Genomic DNA, 19,850 nt, shown 5'->3' on the forward strand with positions numbered 1-19,850 from the left:
GATGCGGGCTCTGACCGACGTTGCAGCGCATGCCGGCTATCCTGCGCAATTGCTAGCGGTGTCCTGGCGCGCGCTGGCGCAGCTCGTGCGGTCGCCCTCGCACTCGCGCCGCGCCGAGGCCGCCCGGAAGCTGGCGCGGCATTCGCTGTGGCTTGCCGCGGCGGGTGCAGCGCTCGTCATCGTGCTGATGGTCGCGTTCGATCAGACCGAGATCCTGCTGATGCCGCCGCGCGGCACGCCGAGCCTGTGGCCGATCCGCATCCTCACCGATTTCGGCAAGGACGAGTATATCCTCTCGGTGCTGGGGGCTGCGCTGGTGGTGCTGGCGCTCGTCGCGGCCGGGCTGCGTGGGAGCCGCCGCGCGCTGCTGCTCGGCTTCGGCACGCGGCTGCAATTCCTGTTTCTGTCGGTTGCCGTGTCAGCCTTCGTCGCCGAGATCCTGAAATATGTCATCGGCCGCGGACGTCCGTTCGTCGGGGGCAAGGCCAATCCGTTCAACTTCGTCCCGTTCGAGGGGACGGGGGCTTATGCCAGTCTGCCGTCAGGCCACGCCGTGGCCGCGTTCGCCCTGGCGTTTGCCGTCTCGGCACTGTGGCCGCGTCTGCGCGTCTTCATGTTCACTTACGCAATCGTGATCGTGCTGACGCGCCTGGTGTTGCTGGCGCATCATCCGAGCGACGTGGTCGCCGGCGCTCTGGTCGGAACGGTGGGCGCCATGGCCGTTCATTACTGGTTCGCGGCCCGAAAGCTCGGATTTGCCATCCGCGCCGACGGCACCATCGTGCCGCTTTCAGGGACGTTTTCCGACCGCCTCAAAAGGGTTGCCCACCGGGCATCCGCCCCATAAAAGCGGCTGCCTGCCGGGACCGCCGGTTCCCTTGGGCAGGTCCTTTGGGCAGGTCAATTCCAACCACGAGCCTCGATTTGTCGACGTCCCAGCCTTCGGTGTCCATCGTTGTTCCCGTGCGCAACGAAGCCGACAACATCGCGCCGCTGATCGCGGAGATCGGCGCGGCACTCGATGGCCGCTGGCCCTATGAGATCATCTACGTCAACGACGGCTCGACCGACGCCACCGGCGAGCGGCTTGGCGCCATCATGAAGCAGCAGAGCAATCTGCGTCAGCTTCGCCATGCAAGATCGGGCGGCCAGTCGGCGGCCGTGCGCAGCGGCGTGCGCGCGGCGCGCGGAGAGATCGTGGCGACACTCGATGGCGACGGCCAGAACAATCCGGCCTTCCTGCCCGACCTGATCGCGGCGGTCGAGAAGGGAGCAGGGCGCGTCGGGCTCGCGGCCGGCCAGCGGATCGGGCGCAAGGACACCGGCTTCAAGAAATTCCAGTCGCGCGTCGCCAACGGCATTCGCAACGCCATCCTGAAGGACGGCACGCGCGACACCGGCTGCGGGCTGAAGGCGTTCCGGCGTGACGTTTTCCTGATGCTGCCTTATTTCGACGGGCTGCATCGCTTCCTTCCCGCCCTGGTCCGCCGCGAAGGCTACGACATCGCCTATGTCGACGTAATCGACCGGCCGCGCCATTCGGGCGTGTCCAACTATGGTTTCTTCGACCGGCTGTGGATCGGCATCATGGATCTCGCCGGCGTTTGGTGGCTGATCCGCCGCAAGAAGCCGACGCCAGAAGTGACCGAGGTGGACGCATGATCATTCAATACGGTCAGGCGCTGAGCAATTATCTCTATGACGTCTTCGTCGCCAAGTTCGACTTCTGGCTGGCATTCGGCCTGGTCGCGCAGCTGTTCTTCACGGCGCGCTTCCTGGTGCAGTGGATCGCGAGCGAGCGCGCCGGCAACAGCGTGGTGCCGATGGCGTTCTGGTTCTGCTCGATGGGCGGCGGGCTGATGACGCTGGTCTATGGCGTCGTGAAGCGCGAGCCCGTCATCATCCTCGGACAGTCGCTCGCGACCATCATCTATATCAGAAACATCATGCTGATCTGGAAGAACCGCGGCACCGCCTCGAAGACGCTGGACCGCTGATCCAGCGTTCGGCTCCGCTTGTTGAAGCCTGGCACGTTGCTAGGCGAGATGCCCAATCCTGATGCTCACATGGCCGCTTTGAGGGCAGCGAAGCCGCGGTCGAGATCGGCCTTGAGGTCGTCGGTGCTCTCGAGCCCGATGTGGAGACGCAGCGTCGGGCCGCCGGGCTCCCATTTGGTCGCGGTGCGATAGGCATCGCAATCGAAGGGAATTGCAAGGCTCTCGAACCCGCCCCAGGAAAAGCCCATGCCGAACAGCTTCAGCGTATTGAGCATGGTGTCGACCGCCTGCTGCGGCGCCGGCTTCAGCACGATGCTGAACAGGCCCGAGGCGCCGGTGAAGTCGCGCTTCCAGATCGCATGACCGGGATCGGTCTCCAGCCCGGGATGCAGCACGCGCGCAACCTCAGGCCTTGCCGCCAGCCAGCGCGCCATCTCGAGCCCGGAGCGATGATGTTGCGCCAGCCGCACCGACAGCGTGCGGAGGCCGCGCAGCGCCAGGAAGACGTCGTCGGGGCCGGCACAGACGCCGAGCAAGCGGATGCCTTCGGCAATCATCGGCCAGGCCTTGGCGTTGGCCGAGATGGTGCCGAACATGATGTCGGAATGGCCGCCGATATATTTCGTCGCGGCCTGCATGCTGATGTCGACGCCCTGGTCCAGCGAGCGGTGATAGAGCGGCGTCGCCCAGGTGTTGTCGTCGATGACGAGCGCGCCGCGCCCATGTGCGACTTCGGCGATGGCGCGGATGTCGGGCATCTCGAACGATTGCGAGCCCGGCGCCTCTACCAGAACGGCCCGGGTGTTGGGCTTGAACAGCTTGTCGATGCCCGCGCCGATCATCGGATCGAAATAGGTGGTCTCGACGCCGTAGCGCGTGAGCATGCCGTTGCAGAAATTGCGCGAGGGCCGATAGATGTTGTCGACCACCAGGATGTGGTCGCCGGCTTTGAGCACCGAGAGCAGGGTGGTGGAAATCGCCGACAGCCCCGACGGCACGATACCGACGCCGGCGCATTGCGGACCCTCCAGCGCCATCAGCGTCTCCTGGAACGCCTTGGTGGTCGGGGAACCGTGACGGCCGTAGGTGAACTCGCCGCGATGGGCGTGCAGGTCCTCTGCGGTCGGATAGAGCACGGTCGAGCCGTGGAAGACCGGCGGATTGACGAACCCCTTCTGCGCCTTGGTGTCGCGGCCGGAGGTGACCAGCCGGGTCTCGGCGTGCTGCTCTTGGGGGGACGAAGAATCCATGCGCCTGCTTTCAAAACCGCGTTTCCACCGGACGCATCGCGCCCCTGGGCCGACCGAAAGGCCGCGGTCGTTAATAACAGAACACAGAAGAGTCCCGTCAACCCCTTGACCCGGAACGCCAGTCGTTCTGTGATGCGCAGGTGCTATTCAGTCGCCGCATGTTGAGGGGCCTGCCGCGACCTTCGATCCATTGCCTGACCGGACGTCGCGTCACAGCCAAGAGATGGCGGGCGCCGGCGGCGGGGATGAAGGTATGGGCTCCCGAGATCGGCGAGTGTTCGGCAAGGTTTTCCAGCATGACTCTTGCAAGGCCGGATTCTTGAAGGACCTGGTTTGGCAGAGACGATCCTAAGACAACATTCCTGACCTTGAGACGACCTTGAAAGGCCCAAAGCCCATGAAACGCGTAACCCTGGCTCTCTCCCTTGCTCTCGCCGCCGGCCTCACCGCCCAAGCCGCCGATGCGCAAACGCTCAAGACCGTCAAGGATCGGGGCATGCTGTCCTGCGGCGTCAGCCAGGGCCTGCCGGGCTTCTCCTCGCCCGACGACAAGGGCAACTGGACCGGCATCGACGTCGACGTCTGCCGCGCCATTGCCGGCGCCATCTTCAACGATCCGACCAAGGTCAAGTTCGTGCCGCTGTCGGCCAAGGACCGCTTCACCGCGCTGCAATCCGGCGAGGTCGACGTGCTCTCGCGCAACACCACCTGGACCATCTCGCGCGACACCTCGCTCGGCGCCAATTTCACCGGCGTGACCTATTACGACGGGCAGGGCTTCATGGTGAAGAAGTCGCTCAAGGTGAATTCGGCGCTCGAGCTCAACAGTGCATCGGTCTGCGTGCAGACCGGCACCACCACTGAGCAGAATCTCGCCGACTACTTCAAGGCCAACAACATGAAGTACGAGGTGATCGCGTTCGCCACCAACGACGAGACCGTCAAGGCCTATGAGGCCGGCCGCTGCGACGTCTTCACCACCGACCAGTCGGGCCTGTACGCCAACCGCCTCAAGCTCGCCAGCCCCAACGACCACATGGTGCTGCCCGAGATCATCTCGAAGGAGCCGCTCGGCCCGATGGTGCGGCACGGCGACGACCAGTGGTTCGACATCGTTAAATGGACGCTGTTCGCGATGCTCACCGCCGAAGAGCTCGGCGTGACCTCGAAGAACATCGACGAGAAGGCGAAGCTGGAAAATCCCGAGCTGAAGCGCGTGCTCGGCAGCGACGGCAATTTCGGCGAACAGCTCGGCCTGACCAAGGATTGGGTGGTGCGGATCGTCAAGACCGTCGGCAATTACGGTGAGGTGTTCGATCGCACCGTCGGCGCCGGTTCGCCGCTCGGCATCAATCGCGGTGTCAACAATCTCTGGAACAAGGGCGGTCTTCAGTACGCGCCGCCGATCCGCTGATCAGCCCTGATCGGCCGGCAGCGGCATGAGCACCGAGGCTCGAAAACCGCCGCCCCAGATCGCGCTGAAGATCCGGCGCATTCTGGGCGGCAAGGCAGGCTGGAACGGCGTTGCCGTCCAGTTTGCCTTCGCGGCGATCCTGGGCTGGATCGGCTACGAGATCGTCTCCAACGCGCGGGCCAATCTCGAGAACCAGCACATCGCCGCCGGCTTCGGCTTCCTCAGGAACAATGCCGGCTTCGACGTCAACCAGACCCTGATCTCCTATACCGGCTCGGACACGTTCCTGCGCGTGTTCGTGGTCGGACTGTTGAATACGCTCGTGGTCTCCGTGGTGGGCATTGTCTTCGCCACGGTGATCGGCTTCATCGTCGCGCTGTGCCGGCTGTCGCCCAATTGGCTGCTGTCGCGGGTCGGCGAGATCTATGTCGAGGTCATCCGCAACCTGCCACTGCTGTTCCAGATCCTGTTCTGGTACCTGGCGGTGCTCGCGGCCCTGCCAAATCCGCGGCAGAGCATTTCCCTGTTCGGCATTGCCTTCATCAGCAATCGAGGCCTCGTCATTCCCAGCCCGATCGGTCAGAGCGGTCTCGCGCCGTTCCTGGCGGTGCTGGCGCTCGGCATCGTCGCCTCACTGGCGCTGCGCGTCTACGCAAGGCGAGCGCTGTTTCAGCGCGGGCAGGTGATCCGCATCTGGCCTTCCGTGCTGGCCCTGCTGTTCGGGCTTCCGCTGGCCACGATGCTGGTCTTCGGTCTGCCTTTCACCTTCGAGCTGCCGCAGCTGAGGGGGTTCAACTTCGCCGGCGGCTCACGCATCATCCCGGAATTCGTGGCGCTGACGGTGGCGCTGGCGACCTATACCGCCGCCTTCATCGCCGAGATCGTGCGCGCTGGCATCCTGTCCGTTCACAAGGGGCAGATGGAGGCGGGATCTTCGCTCGGCCTCAGCCGCGGCGCCACGCTCCGCCTCATCGTCGTGCCGCAGGCCATGCGCGTCATCGTGCCGCCGCTAACCAACCAGTACCTCAATCTCACCAAGAACTCGTCGCTGGCGGTCGCGATCGGCTATCCTGACCTGGTGTCGGTGTTTGCCGGCACGTCGCTGAGCCAGACCGGGCAGGCGATCGAGATCATCGCCATGACGATGGGCGTCTATCTCCTGATCTCGCTCCTGACCAGCGCGATCATGAGCGTCTACGGTTGGCGTGTCAGCCGGAGCCTCGGCGCATGAGCGATGTCATCTCGTCCAGCTTCGTCCGCCAGGACCTGCTCGCCGAGCGTCCCGCGCCGGTGAAGACCACGGGCTTCATCGGCCTGATGCGCACGCGCCTGTTCAACTCGCCGACCAACATCCTGCTGACGATCGTCGGCGCCTTGCTGCTCTGGTTCACCATCGTTCCCTCCGTCAAGTTCCTGTTGGTCGATGCGGTCTGGAGCGGTAAGGACCGCACCGCGTGCCTCGCCGAGAACGCCGGCTTTGCGGTCGGCGCCTGCTGGCCCTACATCCAGGCGAAGCTCCCGCAACTCATCTACGGCTTCTATCCCGAGGCCGAGCGTTGGCGGGTGAACTTGACGCTGTTGCTCGCAGTCGTCCTGCTGTTGCCGCTGCTCATTCCGCGGCTGCCGGCCAAGAGCCTGAATGCCGGCTTGTTCTTCGTCGCCTTTCCGGTGGTGGCGTTCTTCCTGCTGCACGGCGGCGGCATCAAGGGCTTCGGGCTGAGCTGGACGGCCGGCCTGCTGCAATTGTTCGACGAGAGCATCGTCGGTGCCGGACAAGCGCTGATCACATCGGGCAGGACCTCCGCGGTCGGTCCGCTGCTGTGGGTGCTCGGGAGCCTCATCGTGCTGCTCGGCACGGTGATCCATTGGCTGATCTTTCCGCTCACCTGGCTGCGCGATTATATCCAGGGCACGGGCCAGCCGGTCTGGGCAGATTTCGCCGTCACGGGCGCGATCGTCTGCCTGATCGCCTTCGTTCTCGGCGGTGGCGTTCGCACCGGCGGGCGGGCTCTGGCCTCGAGCATCGCCACCTTCATTGGCATCGCCATCGTCATCAGGCTGATGGACCTCGACCACGGCGGATTGCCGATCGTGACGACGAATCTGTGGGGCGGCCTCCTGGTGACGCTGGTGGTCTCCGTCACCGGCATCGTCACCTCGCTGCCGATCGGCATCGCGCTCGCGCTCGGCCGCCGCTCGACGATTCCCTTGATCCGGATCTTCTCGATCGCCTTCATCGAGTTCTGGCGCGGCGTGCCGCTGATCACCGTGCTGTTCTTCGCAACCTACATGCTGCCGCTGTTCCTTCCCGGCAATTTCACCGTCGACGGCTTGGTGCGTGCGCTGATCGGCATCGCGCTGTTCACCGGCGCCTATCAGGCCGAGAACGTCCGCGGCGGGCTGGCGGCGATCCCGCGCGGGCAGAGCGAGGCGGCCGCCGCCCTCGGGCTGTCCTGGTGGAAGACGACCTCGCTGATCGTGCTGCCGCAGGGGCTGCGGCACGTCATTCCGAACCTCGTCAACAGCTTCATCTCGCTGTTCAAGGACACCTCGCTGGTCTCGATCGTGGCGCTGTTCGATCTGCTCGGCTCGCTGCGCGCCTCGTTCGCGGATCCGAAATGGTCGACGCCGTCGACGGCGTTCACCGGCTTCGCCTTCGCCGGGATCATCTACTTCCTGTTCTGCTTTGGCATGTCGCGCTATTCCTTGTTCGTCGAGCACCGCCTCAACGCCCACCGCCGCAACTGATCGAGGCCACCATGTCTGAGCCCATCGTCAAGATTTCCGGCCTGAACAAATGGTACGGCGAATTCCACGTCCTGCGTGACGTCGATCTCGCGGTGCAGAAGGGCGAACGCATCGTGATCTGCGGCCCCTCGGGCTCGGGCAAGTCCACGCTGATCCGCTGCATCAATGCGCTGGAGGAATTCCAGGAAGGCGAGATCGTCGTCGACGGCATCGAGCTCGGGCCGAACCTCAAGCACGTCGACGCGGTCCGCCGTGAAGTCGGCATGGTGTTCCAAAGCTTCAACCTGTTCCCGCATCTGACCGTGCTCGACAATTGCACGCTGGCGCCGATCTGGGTCCGCAACATCCCCAAGAAGGACGCCGAGGTGACGGCGATGAAGTTCCTCGAGCGCGTCAAGATCCCGCACCAGGCCAACAAGTTTCCGGGTCAGATGTCCGGCGGCCAGCAGCAGCGTGTCGCGATCGCGCGAGCCCTCACCATGAACCCGAAGGTGATGCTGTTCGACGAGCCGACCTCGGCGCTCGACCCCGAAATGGTCAAGGAGGTGCTCGACACCATGGTCGACCTCGCCGAGGAAGGCATGACCATGCTGGTCGTCACTCACGAGATGGGCTTTGCCCGCGAGGTCGCCAACCGCGTCGTGTTCATGGACGCCGGGCAGATCATCGAGGCCAACACTCCGAACGAGTTCTTCGCCGCCCCGCAGCACGCCCGCACCAAGCTGTTCCTGAGCCAGATTCTGCGCTGAGCCCGGCGACCTGTGGCCTCGCCGGTCTGAGCGCAAGCCTGGCACCATCCGAATCGGCTTGCCTCTTTTCGGACCATCCTCCGGAGAGAGACCTTGCAGAGCAGTGCCGGCGTGCGCGCATACCAGAATGCGCGACTGGAAAAGAAGCTGAAGAAGCAGGCGGACGCCGTTATGGCCTTCGCGATCGAGGCACTCGGGCAGGGCAGGCCTGATGAGGCCGAGATGCTCTGCCGCGAGATCTTGAAGGAGGTGCCGGATCATTTTCATGCCACGCACCTGCTCGGCCTGCGCGCGTTCGACGGCGGGCGGCTCGACGAGGCGGAATTCCTGCTCGAACGTGCGATTGCACTCGAGCCGCGTTCGCCCGATGCGCACGGCAATCTCGGCGCCGTCTATTTCGCGCTGGAGAAATTCGCTGGCGCCCGCGCCTGCCAGGAGAAGGCCATCGCGCTCAAGCCGAATTGTCCGATCACCCTGACCAATCTCGGCAATACGTTGCTGCACATCGGCCTCGGCAACGAGGCGATCGGGCTGCACGAGCGGGCGATCAGGCTGAAGCCGGATTATGCCGATGCGTTTTGCAACCGCGGCATGGCGGAATTGATGACGGGCCAGTTCGAGCGCGCCAAAGCGAGCTTCGACCGTGCCCTGACATTTCAGCCATCTCACGCCGAGGCGATCGCGGGCAGGGGGATGGTCAGCCTCGAGCTCCGGCACTTCGCGCAGGCGGGTGCCGCCTTCGACGCCGCGCTCGCGATCAAGCCGGGTTCGCCGCGGATTCTGTTGCAGCGTGGAAGGCTCAATTTGAGTTTAGCCCGGCTGGAGCAGGCGGCCGCGGACCTCGACGCGGCGCTGGCGCAATCGCCACGGCTCGAGCTCGCGCTGTGCTGGCGGGCGCAGATCGACATTCTCGCGGGCAACACGGCGCGGGCGATGGCAGGCGTCAAGACGCTGCTCGAGGTCAATCCGCAATCCGAGATGGGGTTGGCGCTTTTGGCGGCGTGCCATGTGAACCAGGGAGACATCGCGACCGCGCTCGCGCACCTCGACGCCGCGCTCGAGATCGCGCCGCATTTTCCGGAGGCGATCGGATACAAGATCTTCGTGCTGGACTACCTGCCGGAGGCCGATTTCGCCGCCCAGCAGGCCGCGCGGAAATACTGGTGGGACGCGATCGGCGCGAAGCTGCAGCAAAGGACGCTGGCGCCGCGGCCACTCGATCCTGACCGGCGGATCGTGATCGGATACGTCGCATCCGAATTCAGGAACCACTCGGCGGCATACTCTCTGTTGCCGGTGCTGCGCAATCATGATCACGCCCAGTTCAAGGTCGTCTGCTATTCCTGCTGGCCGGTGCAGGACGAGATGACGGAGAGCTTCACGCCTCTCGCGGATGTCTTCGTCGATGCCGCACAATTGTCCGATGACGAGCTGGCCGACCGCATCCAGGCCGATGGCATCGATATTCTGATCGATGTCTCCGGGCACACGACCGGCAGCAGGCTTCATGTCTTTGCCCGCAAGCCGGCGCCGATCCAGGTCACAGGCTTCGGGCACGCCACGGGGACAGGCCTTCAAACGATGGACTACGTGCTCGCGGACCCGATCTTCATCCCGCAATCGGCGCGCCATCTCCTGGCCGAGAAGGTGCACGACATGCCGTGCCTGATCACGATCGATCCGATCCTGGACATTCCGCCTTCAGAGCCACCCATGCTCCGCAACGGCTACGTCACTTTCGGGGTGTTCAACCGCATCTTCAAGATTTCGGACGAAGCCATCCGGGTGTGGTCGAACGTCATGCATGCGGTGAGGGGATCGAAGATCATCGTCAAGAACGGGCTGCTTGACGATCCATTGCTGCGCGATCGACTGGTCGCGCGGTTCGCGGCAGAAGGGGTCGCCGAAGAGAATGTCATCTGCATGGGCTCGACCTCGCGCCCCGAGCATCTGCGGGCCTTTGCGATGGTCGACATGTCCCTCGACACCTTCCCGCAGAACGGCGGCATCAGCACCTGGGAGTCCCTCTATGCCGGCGTTCCCGTGGTCGCCAAGCTCGGCAGCGGCGCTTCGTCGCGCGCCGGCGGCTCCATCGTTGCCGCCGTCGGCCTGGAGGACTGGGTCGCCGAGGATGACGCGGGCTATGCCGCGATCGCGTGCAAACACGCGGCGCAGCCGGCCTACCTGGCAAAGCTGCGGGCGGATCTGCCGGCTCGGATCGCAGCCTCGCCGGCCGGCGACGTCGAGTTTTACACGCGCGAGGTCGAAGCGGCCTATCGCCGGTTCTGGCGCGATTATTGCGCCGCCGCCTCGGAGGTGGCGTAGGACGATTGCGCTGGGCCCCGGGAAATCCCGGAGGCGGAGCGACTCCGGTGACCGGCTGGCCAGGCTCGCGAATCAGTTAGACTCTGCTGAGGGCATCCTCCGGAGATACACCTTGCAGAAGAGCGGCGGCGCGCGCGCGTTCCAGAATGCGCGATTGCAGAAGAAGTTGATGAAGCAGGCCGACGCCGTCATTGCCGCTGCGGCGAACGCCTATGGCCAGGGCCGATTTGCCGAGACAGAGGCGCTGTGCCGCGAGATCCTGAAAGCCCTTCCGGATCATGTCGATGCCATGCACCTGCTCGGCATGTGCGCCCATGACGGCCGGCGCCTGGAAGAGGCGAGGGAGCTGCTCGAGCGCGTGATCGCGCTCGATCCGCGCCTGCACGATGCCCATAACAACCTCGCGACCGTGCATTTCGACCTCGGCAATTACGAAGAGGCGCGGCGCTGCCAGGAGAGGGCGATCGCGCTGAAGCCGAGTTTCGCCGTCGCATTGACCAATCTCGGCAACACGCTGATGCATATGGGGCTGTACGAACAGGCGCTCGAGATGCACGAGCGCGCCATCAAGATTAAACCGGATTGTGCCGATGCGCTCTGCAATCGCGGCATGGTCGAGATCGTGCTTGGGCAGATCATGCGTGCCAAGGCGAGCTTCGATCGCGCCCTGCTGTTTCAGCCGCGTCACGCCGAGGCCATCGTCGGCAGCGGCATGGTCAGCATGGAGCTGCGGCACCACGATGAGGCCGCAGCCAAGTTCGCTCAGGCCCTCGCAATCAAGCCAGGCGCGCCACGAATTCTGGCCCAGCGCGGACGGCTCAGTTACGAGCTGCAGCACCTGCAGGAGGCGCTGGCGGATTTCGATGCGGCGCTTGCGATTTCGCCCAAGCTCGAGCTGGCCCTTCGGGGCAAGGCGCAGGTCTGCCTCGTCATGGGAAGGACCGCGCAGGCGATGGCGGCCGCAACGACCTTGATCGAGCGAAATCCTCGCTCGGAGATGGGGTTGGCGCTTCTGGGCTTCGCTTATTCGAACCAGGGAGACATGGAATCCGCGATTGAATATCTCGATCGCGCGCTGGCGCTGCGACCGGACTATGGAGACGCGATCAGAGGCAAGATCTTCTTGCTGGACTACCTTGCGGAGGCGGATTTCGCGGTCCAGCAGGCGGTGCGAAAGTCCTGGTGGGATGCAATCGGCTCAAGGATTCCGCAAAGGACGCTGCCGAAGCGGCCGCTGGATCCGGACAAGCAGATTGTGGTCGGATATGTCGCGGCCGAATTCCGACAACACTCGGCGGGACTCACCTTGCTGCCCGTGTTGCGCCATCATGATCACGCCAAGTTCAAGATCGTCTGCTATTACGCCTGGCCGGGGGCGGACGAGTACACCGCCAAGTTCAAGGCGCTGGCGGATGTCTGGGTCGACGCTTGGCAGATGTCGGACGACGAGCTCGCCGATCGTATTCAGGCCGACAATGTCGACATTCTGATCGACGTTTCCGGCCACACGACCGGCAACAGGCTGCAATGCTTCGCGCGGAAGCCGGCTCCGATCCAGGCCACCGGCTTCGGACACGCGACGGGTACGGGCATGCCGACCATGGATTACGTGCTCGCCGATCCCATTTTCATTCCGCCATCGGCCCGGCATCTGTTTCCCGAGAAGATCCACGATCTGCCGTGCCTGATCACGATGGAGCCGGTCACCAATCTAAAGCCCTCCGAGCTCCCGATGCTCCGCAACGGCTACGTCACCTTTGGTGTGTTCAACCGCATCTACAAGATCTCGGATGATGCGATCCGCGTGTGGTCGCGCATCATGCGGGAAGTGCCGGGATCGAAGATCATCCTCAAGCATGGTTTGCTCGACGATGCCCTGCTGCGCGATAGCCTGGTCGCACGCTTCATCGCACAGGGTATTGCGGAGGAGGACATCACTTGCCTCGGCACCACCTCGCGTGACGACCATCTGATGGCCTTCGACAAGATCGATATTTCCCTCGACACGTTCCCGCAGAACGGCGGCATCAGCACCTGGGAATCCCTCTACAAGGGCGTTCCGGTCGTGGCCAAGCTCGGCATTGGAGCCTCCTCGCGTGCTGGCGCCTCCATCGTGGCGGCCGTCGGCCTCGGCGACTGGGTCGCGGAGGATGACGACGGTTATGTCGAGATCGCCCGCAAGTTCGCCTCGCAGCCCGAATATCTGGCAAAGTTGCGCGCGGGCTTGCCGGCCCAGATCGCAGCCTCGCCCGCCGGCAATGTCGAGATCTACACGCGTGAGCTCGAGGCGGGATACCGAAAGTTCTGGCGCGACTATTGTGCCGCTGCCGCTGAACGCGACGACGCTGCGGGCAGCGGGGCGGACGCACCTGGCGGCTCCTGAGCCGCATCCTGCTGGCGAACCCCGGGATATCCCGGACGGATTTCTGCTCCCGCAGCCCGGCCGGGCCGGTGCGCGAATCAGTTAGACTCGGCCTTGGGCCATCTTCCGGAGAGACACCTTGCAGAGCAGCGTCGGCGCGCGCGCATTCCAGAATGCGCGGTTGCAGAAGAAATTGAAGAAGCAGGCCGACGCCGTCATCTCCGCCGCGGCGAGCGCCTATGGTCAAGGCAGATATGCGGAGAGCGAGGCGCTCTGCCGCCAGATCCTGCAAGCCGTTCCGGATCATTTCGACGCCACGCACGTGCTCGGCCTCAGCGTGCAGCAGGGCGGGCGCCTCGACGAGGCGCAACAGCTGCTCGAGCGCGCGATTGCGATCGATCCGCGTTCGCACGAGGCTCAGAGCAATCTCGCGGCCGTCTACTTCGTGCTTCAGAAATTGGAAGCGGCGCGCGCCTGTCAGGAGAAAGCGATCGCGCTGATGCCGAATTTTACGCCGGCCCTGGCCGGTCTCGGCAACACCCTGCTGCAGATGAACCTGCCCGAACAGGCCATCGAGGTCTACGATCGCGCCATCAAGCTGAAGCCCGACTACGCCGACGCGCTTTGCAATCGTGGCGTGGCGCAGCTGGCGCTGTTCCGGTTTGACCGCGCCAGGGAGAGCTTTGATCGCGCGTTGTTGTTTCAGCCGCGCCACGTCGAAGCGCTCATCGGCAAGGGCGTGGTCAGCATCGAACTCAAGCGTTACGATGAGGCGGAAGCTGCACTCGCAGCGGCGTTCGCGATCAAGCCCGATTCGGCGAAGATCCTGGCGCAGCGCGGACGCCTCAACTCGGCGCTGTCGCGGCTGGAACAGGCGGCCGCGGACTTCGATGCGGCCCTTGCACTTTCGCCCCGGTTCGAAATGGCCTTGCGGGGAAAGGCGGAGGTCTCGCTCAGCCTGGGCAACACCGCACAGGCGATCCTGGCCTGCACGACCTTGCTCGAGCAGAATCCACGTTCCACGATCGCATTGGCGTTGCTGAGCTCCTGTTTTGCAAATCAGGGAGAAATCGCGTCCGCAATCGAACATCTCGACGCCGCGCTGGCGATCTCTCCGGATCCAGACTTGATGGCGCGGAAGATCTACTATCTTGACTTTCTCCCCGACGCCGATTTCACGATCCAGCAGGCGACGCGAAGGTCCTGGGGCGAAGCGATCGGTGCCCGCGTGCCGCAGAGGAAGCTCGCCCCCCGGCAGCTCGATCCCGACAGGCGGATCGTGATCGGCTATGTTTCCGCCGAATTCTGGTATCATTCGGCGGCGTTCGGCTTGCTGCCGGTGCTGCGCCATCACGATCACGCCAGCTTCGAGGTCGTCTGCTATTCGTGTTCGCCGACTCAAGATGCGATCACAGCCGAATTCAAGTCGGCGGCCGACGGCTGGGTCGATGCCTGGCAGATGTTCGACGACGAACTGGCCGATCGTATCGAGGCCGACAAGGTCGACATCCTGATCGACGTGTCCGGGCACTCGTCGGGCAACAGGCTTCAGATCTTCGCCCGCAAGCCGGCTCCCATACAGGTCACGGGCTTCGGGCACGCGACCGGTACCGGCCTTCGGACGATGGACTACGTGCTCGCGGACCCTGTCTTCATTCCGCAATCGGCGCGGCATCTGCTGGCCGAAAAGGTCTATGACCTGCCGTGTCTGATCACGATCGATCCTATCCTGGATGTGCCGCCTTCGGAGCTTCCCATGCTTCGCAACGGCTACGTCACCTTCGGCGTGTTCAACCGCGTCAACAAGATCTCGGACGAGGCCATTCGCGTGTGGTCGAACGTGATGCGGGAGGTGGCCGGATCGAAGATCATCATCAAGCATACGCTGCTCGACGATCCCCTGGTGCGCGACGGCCTTCTCGCGCGCTTTGTCGCCCACGGGATTGCCGAGGAGAGGATCACCTGCCTCGGCTCGTCCGAGCGCGCCGATCATCTGCGAGCCTTCGCGCTGGTCGATATTTCGCTCGATCCGTTTCCGCAGAACGGCGGCGTCAGCACCTGGGAATCCCTCTATGCGGGCGTTCCGGTCGTCGCCAAGCTCGGCCACGGCGCATCCTCGCGCGCCGGCGGCTCCATCGTGGCCGCCGTCGGTCTTGACGACTGGGTGGCCGAGGACGACGAGGGCTACGCCACCATCGCGTGCAAATTCGCTGCCCAGCCCGCGCATCTGGCAAAGCTGCGCGCGGAATTGCCGGCCCGGATCGCGGCTTCGGCCGCGGGTAATGTCGAAACCTACACGCGCAGGGTCGAGGAGGGTTACCGCAAGTTCTGGCGCGACTATTGTGCCGCGGCCTCGGAAAGCGGGGAGGTCGCTTAAGCCGGCCGAACCGCGCAGATTTTGTGGATCTGCGCCTTCGGCCCGAGGATGCGCGTGACGATCAGACGAAGGGCGGCTTGATGTTGCTGCGCTTCTCCAGCCATTCCGGCACCGGCAGGTTCTTGGCGCGCATGAAGTCGGCATTGAACAGCTTCGACAGATAGCGGCTGCCGGAATCGCACAGCACGGTGACGATCGTCTTGCCGGGCCCGAGCTGCTTCGCAAGCCGCATCGCGCCGACGACATTGATGCCCGTCGAGCCGCCGAGGCACAGACCTTCATGCTGGAGCAGTTCGTAGATCGCACTGACGGCGTCGGTGTCGGGAATGAGATAGGCATCGTCGACCTTGGCAGTCTCGACGATCGCGGTGGCGCGGTTGAGGCCGATGCCCTCCGTGATCGAGCCGCCCGGCGTCGCCTTGGGATCGCCGGTCCTGAAATATTCGTACATGCCGGCACCGTGCGGATCGGCGCAGGCGATGCGGATGTTCTTGTTCTTCTCCTTCAAATAGCGGCTGACGCCGGCGAGCGTGCCGCCGCTGCCGACCGAGCAGACGAAGCCGTCGACCTTGCCGCCGGTCTGCTCCCAGATCTCAGGCCCCGTGGATTCGTAATGCGCCTTGGCGTTGTCCAGGTTGTTCCATTGGTCGGCGAACAGCACGCCATTGGGCTCGGTCTTGCGCAGCTCGTCGGCGAGCCGCCGGCCAACATGCTGGTAGTTGTTGGGGTTGGCGTAGGGAAGGGCCGGCACCTCGATCAGCTCGGCACCGCAAAGCTTCAGGAAATCCTTCTTCTCCTGGCTCTGCGTCTCCGGGATCACGATCAGGGTGCGGTAGCCGCGCGCGCTCGCAACCACGGCAAGACCGATACCGGTATTGCCGGCGGTCGCTTCCACCACCAGCCCGCCGGGCTTCAGCTCGCCGCGCTTCTCGGCCTCCAGGATCATCCATTTCCCGGCGCGGTCCTTCACCGACTGACCGGGATTCATGAACTCGGCCTTGCCCAGGATGGTGCAGCCGGTCAATTCCGAAGCCTGCTTGAGCTTGATCAGGGGGGTGTTGCCGATGGCTTCGACAACGTCGTTGCGAATGGTCATGTCGGGGAAAATCACTACCAAGGGGTTGATCGGCTTTGGCCCGAACCTAGTGCTTGGGAGGCCAAAGGGGAAGGCTTTTGCGCTGCGGCGAACCCGACCGAAACGCCCGCGGAAACAGTGATATGCCTGCAGTAGGAAATGGCCCGACCCCGGCCCGTGCACGAAACAATTGCGCTCCCGATCAACGTTGTTGCGATCAATTCTTGCCACGGGCGAAACGGGTCGCGACAGGGCGCGTGTCCTGTTCGCGGGGGATTATCTAGAAATGCGGTTGTCCCTCGGTGGTAAGAACCTCAGCCGCCGCAGCGGGAGAGGCGAAGCGAACCCTGCAGCAACGGGTGTGGCCGCGATATCACATGAAATCTTGGTAAGCTTGCTTACGTTTCCCAATGTTTCGCAATGAAGAAAGTCTCTGCGAGACAGGCGCTTTTCGCATTCTTGTCAGTTCGCTCCCGCCTCGTTGGCACGGGCATCTCGCAATTGCGGCACTGTCCCGCCGTTCCGCGCCCGGCTAGTATGAAGCTCAAGTTCCGCAGAAAGCATCATTACTGTGAGCGCGTCGTCCAAAGCCTCCCGACCATCCCGCCGCGAATCGGTTAATCCGGCAGCGTTGCGGCGGCTTGATCTGCCCGGCGGGGGGTGGATGTGACACAGCAAGTTCCAGTGGTCGCCTCGCGGCGGTCTCGCGGTTCTGCACTCCGAACGCTGCGCGCGGCGCGATGGACTGCGGTGCTGTGCCTCGCCGCGGCTTCGGGGGCTTGCGTGCTGACCCAGGATCTTCCCGATCCCGCGCTCGACGTTCCCGCGCACTACAAATATGCCGGCAAGGGCGATGCGCCGCCGTCGCTCGATTGGTGGCGCGGCTTCCGCTCCGCGGAGCTGACGCAACTGATGGAGGAGGCGCAGACCGTCAATCTCGACATTGCCGCAGCCGTGGCGCGCATTGTCCAGGCTGACGCGCAGGCGCGACAGGCCGGCGCGGCGCTGCTGCCGAGTGTCTCGACAGCCGGATCGGAATCCTATTCACGCACATCCGGCTCGAGCGCTTCGGGGCTGTCCATCGGCGGGCGCGAGGTCGTCAATTATTCGGCCTCGCTGAGCGCGAGCTATCAGCTCGATTTCTGGGGCCAGAACCGCGACGCGCTGCAATCGGCAGAGGAGACGGCGAACGCCAACCGTTTCGATCGCGACACGGTCGCGCTGACCACGCTCGCCGCCGTCGCCAACGCCTATTTCCAGGTGCTGGCCTCGCAGGACCGCATCAGGACCTCACAGCGCAACATCGCGAGCGCGCAGCGCATCCTCGATGCGGTCAGGGAGCGCCGCAGGGCCGGCACCGGCACCGATCTCGACGTCGCCCAGCAGGAGAGCGTGCTGGCGAACCAGAAGGCGCTGGTGCCGCCGTTGCGCCAGACGCTGGACCAGAACGTCAACGCGCTCGCCGTGCTGGTGTCGCGACCGCCGGAGAGCGTGCGCGTGCACGGCGGCTCTCTGGACCGGATCGCGATCCCGCGCGTGACGCCCGGCCTGCCTTCGGAGCTCCTGACGCAGCGGCCGGACATCCGCCGACAGGAGGCGCAGCTCGCCTCGGCCACCGCCAACATCGGCAATGCCCGCGCACAGTTCTTTCCGACCATCCAGCTCACCGGCAATGGCGGCTACCAGAGCTCGGCGCTGGTCTCGCTTTTCCAGCCGCATGCGGCCTTCTTCCAGCTCGTCGGCAGCGCGACACAGCCGATCTTCGACGGCGGCAGGATCCTCGGCAATTTCGAGTTGGCCAAGGCGCGGCAGGACGAGCTGCTGCAAACCTATCGCAAGACCATCGTCCAGGCCTTTGCCGACGTCGACAACGCCCTGTTCTCGATCAAGCAGACCACGATCAGGCTGCAATTGCAGCGCGACGTCGTCGCCGCCTCGCGTCGCGCCTTCGATCTTTCCGAGCAGCAATTGCGTGCCGGCACCGCCGACATCGTCACAGTGCTCAACACCCAATTGACCCTGTTCCAGGCGGAAGACGCGTTGTGGCAGGCCCAACTCGCACGGCTTCTGGCCATCGTCAGCCTGTACCAGGCGCTCGGCGGAGGCTGGGAGCCGCGAATGGAGAAACCGGTCAATGCTCTTTAAGCCGGACACCAAGCAAGGCGCGCGAGAGGGGACAGCGAAGCGATCGCGCGGCCGCAGCTTCGTCATGACCCTGATCACGCTCGCGATCCTTGGCGGCCTTGGTTACGTCGGCTGGATTGCAATGCAGCAGCAGCAGGCGAACAACCGCAATCAGCGCCCCGATCTACCGGTGCCGGTGCTGGCGGCGAGCCCGCGCATCCAGGACGTGCCGGTTTATCTCGACGGCGTCGGCGCGATCCGCGCGCTCAACACCGTAACCGTGCGCTCGCAGGTCGACGGCAAGCTGATCGCGGTCAACTTCACGGAAGGCCAGGACGTCAAGAAGGGCGACGTGCTCGGCGAAATCGATCCGGCGATCTATCAGGCTCAGTACGACCAGGCGGTTGCCAAGAAGGCGCAGGATCAGGCCCAGCTCGCCAACCAACGCATCGACCTCGCGCGCTACGAGCAGCTCGCGGCCTCCAACGCCGGCTCCAAGCAGCAGGCCGACACCCAGCGTGCGTTGGTCGCGCAGACCGAGGCGCTGGTCAAGGCCGACCAGGCTGCGATCGACAACGCGGCGGCGACGCTGAGCTACACCAAGATCGTGGCGCCGATCTCGGGTCGCGTTGGCCTGCGCCTGGTCGACCAGGGCAACATCATCCATGCCTCCGACACCACGGGCCTCGTGGTGATCACGCAATTGCAGCCGATCGCGGTGTGGTTCAGCCTGCCGCAACAGCAGATCATGCGCGTCAACGCGGCGGCAGCGAAGGGGCCGCTCGCGGTCGACGTGTTCGGCAATGACGGCATCACGGTGATCGATACTGGCAAGCTCACCGGCATCGACAACCAGGTCGACCAGACCACCGGCACGCTTAAGCTCAAGGCCGAATTCCCCAATGCCAATTACCAGCTCTGGCCGGGCCAGTTCGTCAATGTCCGCCTCAAGGTCGAGACCTTGACGCAGGCGCTGGTGGTGCCGACCTCGGCGGTGCAGCGCGGCCCGATCGGCACTTTCAGCTACGTCATCGGCGCGGACAACATCGTCTCGGCCAAGCCCGTGACGGTGACCCAGCAGAACGAGCATGACGCCGTGATCGCGAGCGGCCTGTCGGCGAGCGAGAGGGTGGTCACCACGGGCTTCGCAAATCTGTCCGACGGGTCCAAGGTGATCGTCGGCCGCGATGACCAGACTCCGTCGGCCGATCTTGCCCCGCGCAAGCGCTCGCGCGCACCGGACGCTCAGAAGAAGGATGGTGCTAACGAAGGCCAGAAGGACGGGCAGAAGGACGGCCAAGCCAAGGACGGCGAGTTGCGCGCCAAGCGCAAGAGCAGTGAAGGCGACCAGAAGGGGCAGACGGGACCGGCGCCGGGGCCGGGGGCATCGGAAAGTGGAGCCAAGCAGCCATGATCCCGACAACAGCCG

At 64.5% G+C, this 19,850-nt stretch carries 14 protein-coding genes; 12 read left to right on the plus strand and 2 right to left on the minus strand.

From position 1 onward, the window contains the following. Position 1: 1 nt before the first annotated feature. The 3 genes from I6F28_RS20665 (at position 2) to I6F28_RS20675 (ending at position 1,997) form a co-directional block, all read left to right on the plus strand. Complete coding sequence (locus I6F28_RS20665) at positions 2-847, plus strand: phosphatase PAP2 family protein (RefSeq protein WP_036027970.1); 846 nt, start codon at positions 2-4, stop codon at positions 845-847. Between the two features lie 77 nt (positions 848-924). Further along, the gene (locus I6F28_RS20670) at positions 925-1,662 is read left to right on the plus strand and encodes a glycosyltransferase family 2 protein (protein ID WP_036027971.1); all 738 of its coding nucleotides are present in this window, start codon (positions 925-927) and stop codon (positions 1,660-1,662) included. Further along, on the plus strand, positions 1,659-1,997 hold the full coding sequence (locus tag I6F28_RS20675; protein ID WP_025036223.1) for a lipid-A-disaccharide synthase N-terminal domain-containing protein: 339 nt from the start codon (positions 1,659-1,661) through the stop codon (positions 1,995-1,997). The genes I6F28_RS20670 and I6F28_RS20675 overlap by 4 nt, the downstream gene beginning before the upstream one ends. Positions 1,998-2,062: 65 nt before the next feature. Here I6F28_RS20675 and metC read toward each other — a convergent pair whose 3' ends face one another. Then, a complete protein-coding gene (gene metC, locus I6F28_RS20680) occupies positions 2,063-3,247 on the minus strand; it encodes a cystathionine beta-lyase (protein WP_036039383.1) in 1,185 nt (394 codons plus the stop codon). A 397-nt stretch (positions 3,248-3,644) separates the two neighbouring features. Between metC and I6F28_RS20685 the strand changes: the two genes are divergently transcribed. From I6F28_RS20685 to I6F28_RS20715, 7 genes are all read left to right on the plus strand, one after another. Further along, a complete protein-coding gene (locus I6F28_RS20685; RefSeq protein WP_035999559.1) occupies positions 3,645-4,661 on the plus strand; it encodes an amino acid ABC transporter substrate-binding protein in 1,017 nt (338 codons plus the stop codon). Between the two features lie 25 nt (positions 4,662-4,686). After that, positions 4,687-5,892, plus strand: coding sequence for an amino acid ABC transporter permease (locus I6F28_RS20690; protein WP_036027974.1), 1,206 nt, complete (start codon positions 4,687-4,689; stop codon positions 5,890-5,892). Further along, positions 5,889-7,409: an amino acid ABC transporter permease gene (locus I6F28_RS20695; RefSeq protein ID WP_225140774.1), complete on the plus strand. Its 1,521-nt coding sequence runs from the start codon at positions 5,889-5,891 to the stop codon at positions 7,407-7,409. The genes I6F28_RS20690 and I6F28_RS20695 overlap by 4 nt, the downstream gene beginning before the upstream one ends. 11 nt (positions 7,410-7,420) lie before the next feature. Further along, complete coding sequence (locus I6F28_RS20700) at positions 7,421-8,158, plus strand: amino acid ABC transporter ATP-binding protein (protein ID WP_035999552.1); 738 nt, start codon at positions 7,421-7,423, stop codon at positions 8,156-8,158. 93 nt (positions 8,159-8,251) lie between these two features. Continuing rightward, a complete protein-coding gene (locus I6F28_RS20705; RefSeq protein ID WP_225140777.1) occupies positions 8,252-10,483 on the plus strand; it encodes an O-linked N-acetylglucosamine transferase family protein in 2,232 nt (743 codons plus the stop codon). A 112-nt stretch (positions 10,484-10,595) separates the two neighbouring features. After that, positions 10,596-12,866 carry an O-linked N-acetylglucosamine transferase, SPINDLY family protein gene (locus tag I6F28_RS20710; RefSeq protein WP_225140788.1) on the plus strand — a complete coding sequence of 757 codons (2,271 nt, stop codon included), beginning with the start codon at positions 10,596-10,598 and terminating at the stop codon, positions 12,864-12,866. A gap of 118 nt (positions 12,867-12,984) precedes the next feature. Continuing rightward, on the plus strand, positions 12,985-15,222 hold the full coding sequence (locus tag I6F28_RS20715; protein ID WP_225140790.1) for a tetratricopeptide repeat protein: 2,238 nt from the start codon (positions 12,985-12,987) through the stop codon (positions 15,220-15,222). 61 nt (positions 15,223-15,283) lie between these two features. On the opposite strand, the gene I6F28_RS20720 is transcribed toward I6F28_RS20715, so the two are convergent. After that, positions 15,284-16,318, minus strand: coding sequence for a cysteine synthase A (locus I6F28_RS20720; RefSeq protein WP_035999544.1), 1,035 nt, complete (start codon positions 16,316-16,318; stop codon positions 15,284-15,286). A gap of 639 nt (positions 16,319-16,957) precedes the next feature. Between I6F28_RS20720 and I6F28_RS20725 the strand changes: the two genes are divergently transcribed. Further along, the gene (locus I6F28_RS20725) at positions 16,958-18,442 is read left to right on the plus strand and encodes an efflux transporter outer membrane subunit (RefSeq protein WP_225140792.1); all 1,485 of its coding nucleotides are present in this window, start codon (positions 16,958-16,960) and stop codon (positions 18,440-18,442) included. Next, positions 18,432-19,835 carry an efflux RND transporter periplasmic adaptor subunit gene (locus I6F28_RS20730; RefSeq protein ID WP_035999538.1) on the plus strand — a complete coding sequence of 468 codons (1,404 nt, stop codon included), beginning with the start codon at positions 18,432-18,434 and terminating at the stop codon, positions 19,833-19,835. The genes I6F28_RS20725 and I6F28_RS20730 overlap by 11 nt, the downstream gene beginning before the upstream one ends. The last annotated feature ends 15 nt before the right edge of the window (positions 19,836-19,850 follow it).

Origin of the sequence: Bradyrhizobium sp. NBAIM14, assembly GCF_020193895.1 — a bacterium.
Lineage (GTDB): Bacteria > Pseudomonadota > Alphaproteobacteria > Rhizobiales > Xanthobacteraceae > Bradyrhizobium > Bradyrhizobium yuanmingense.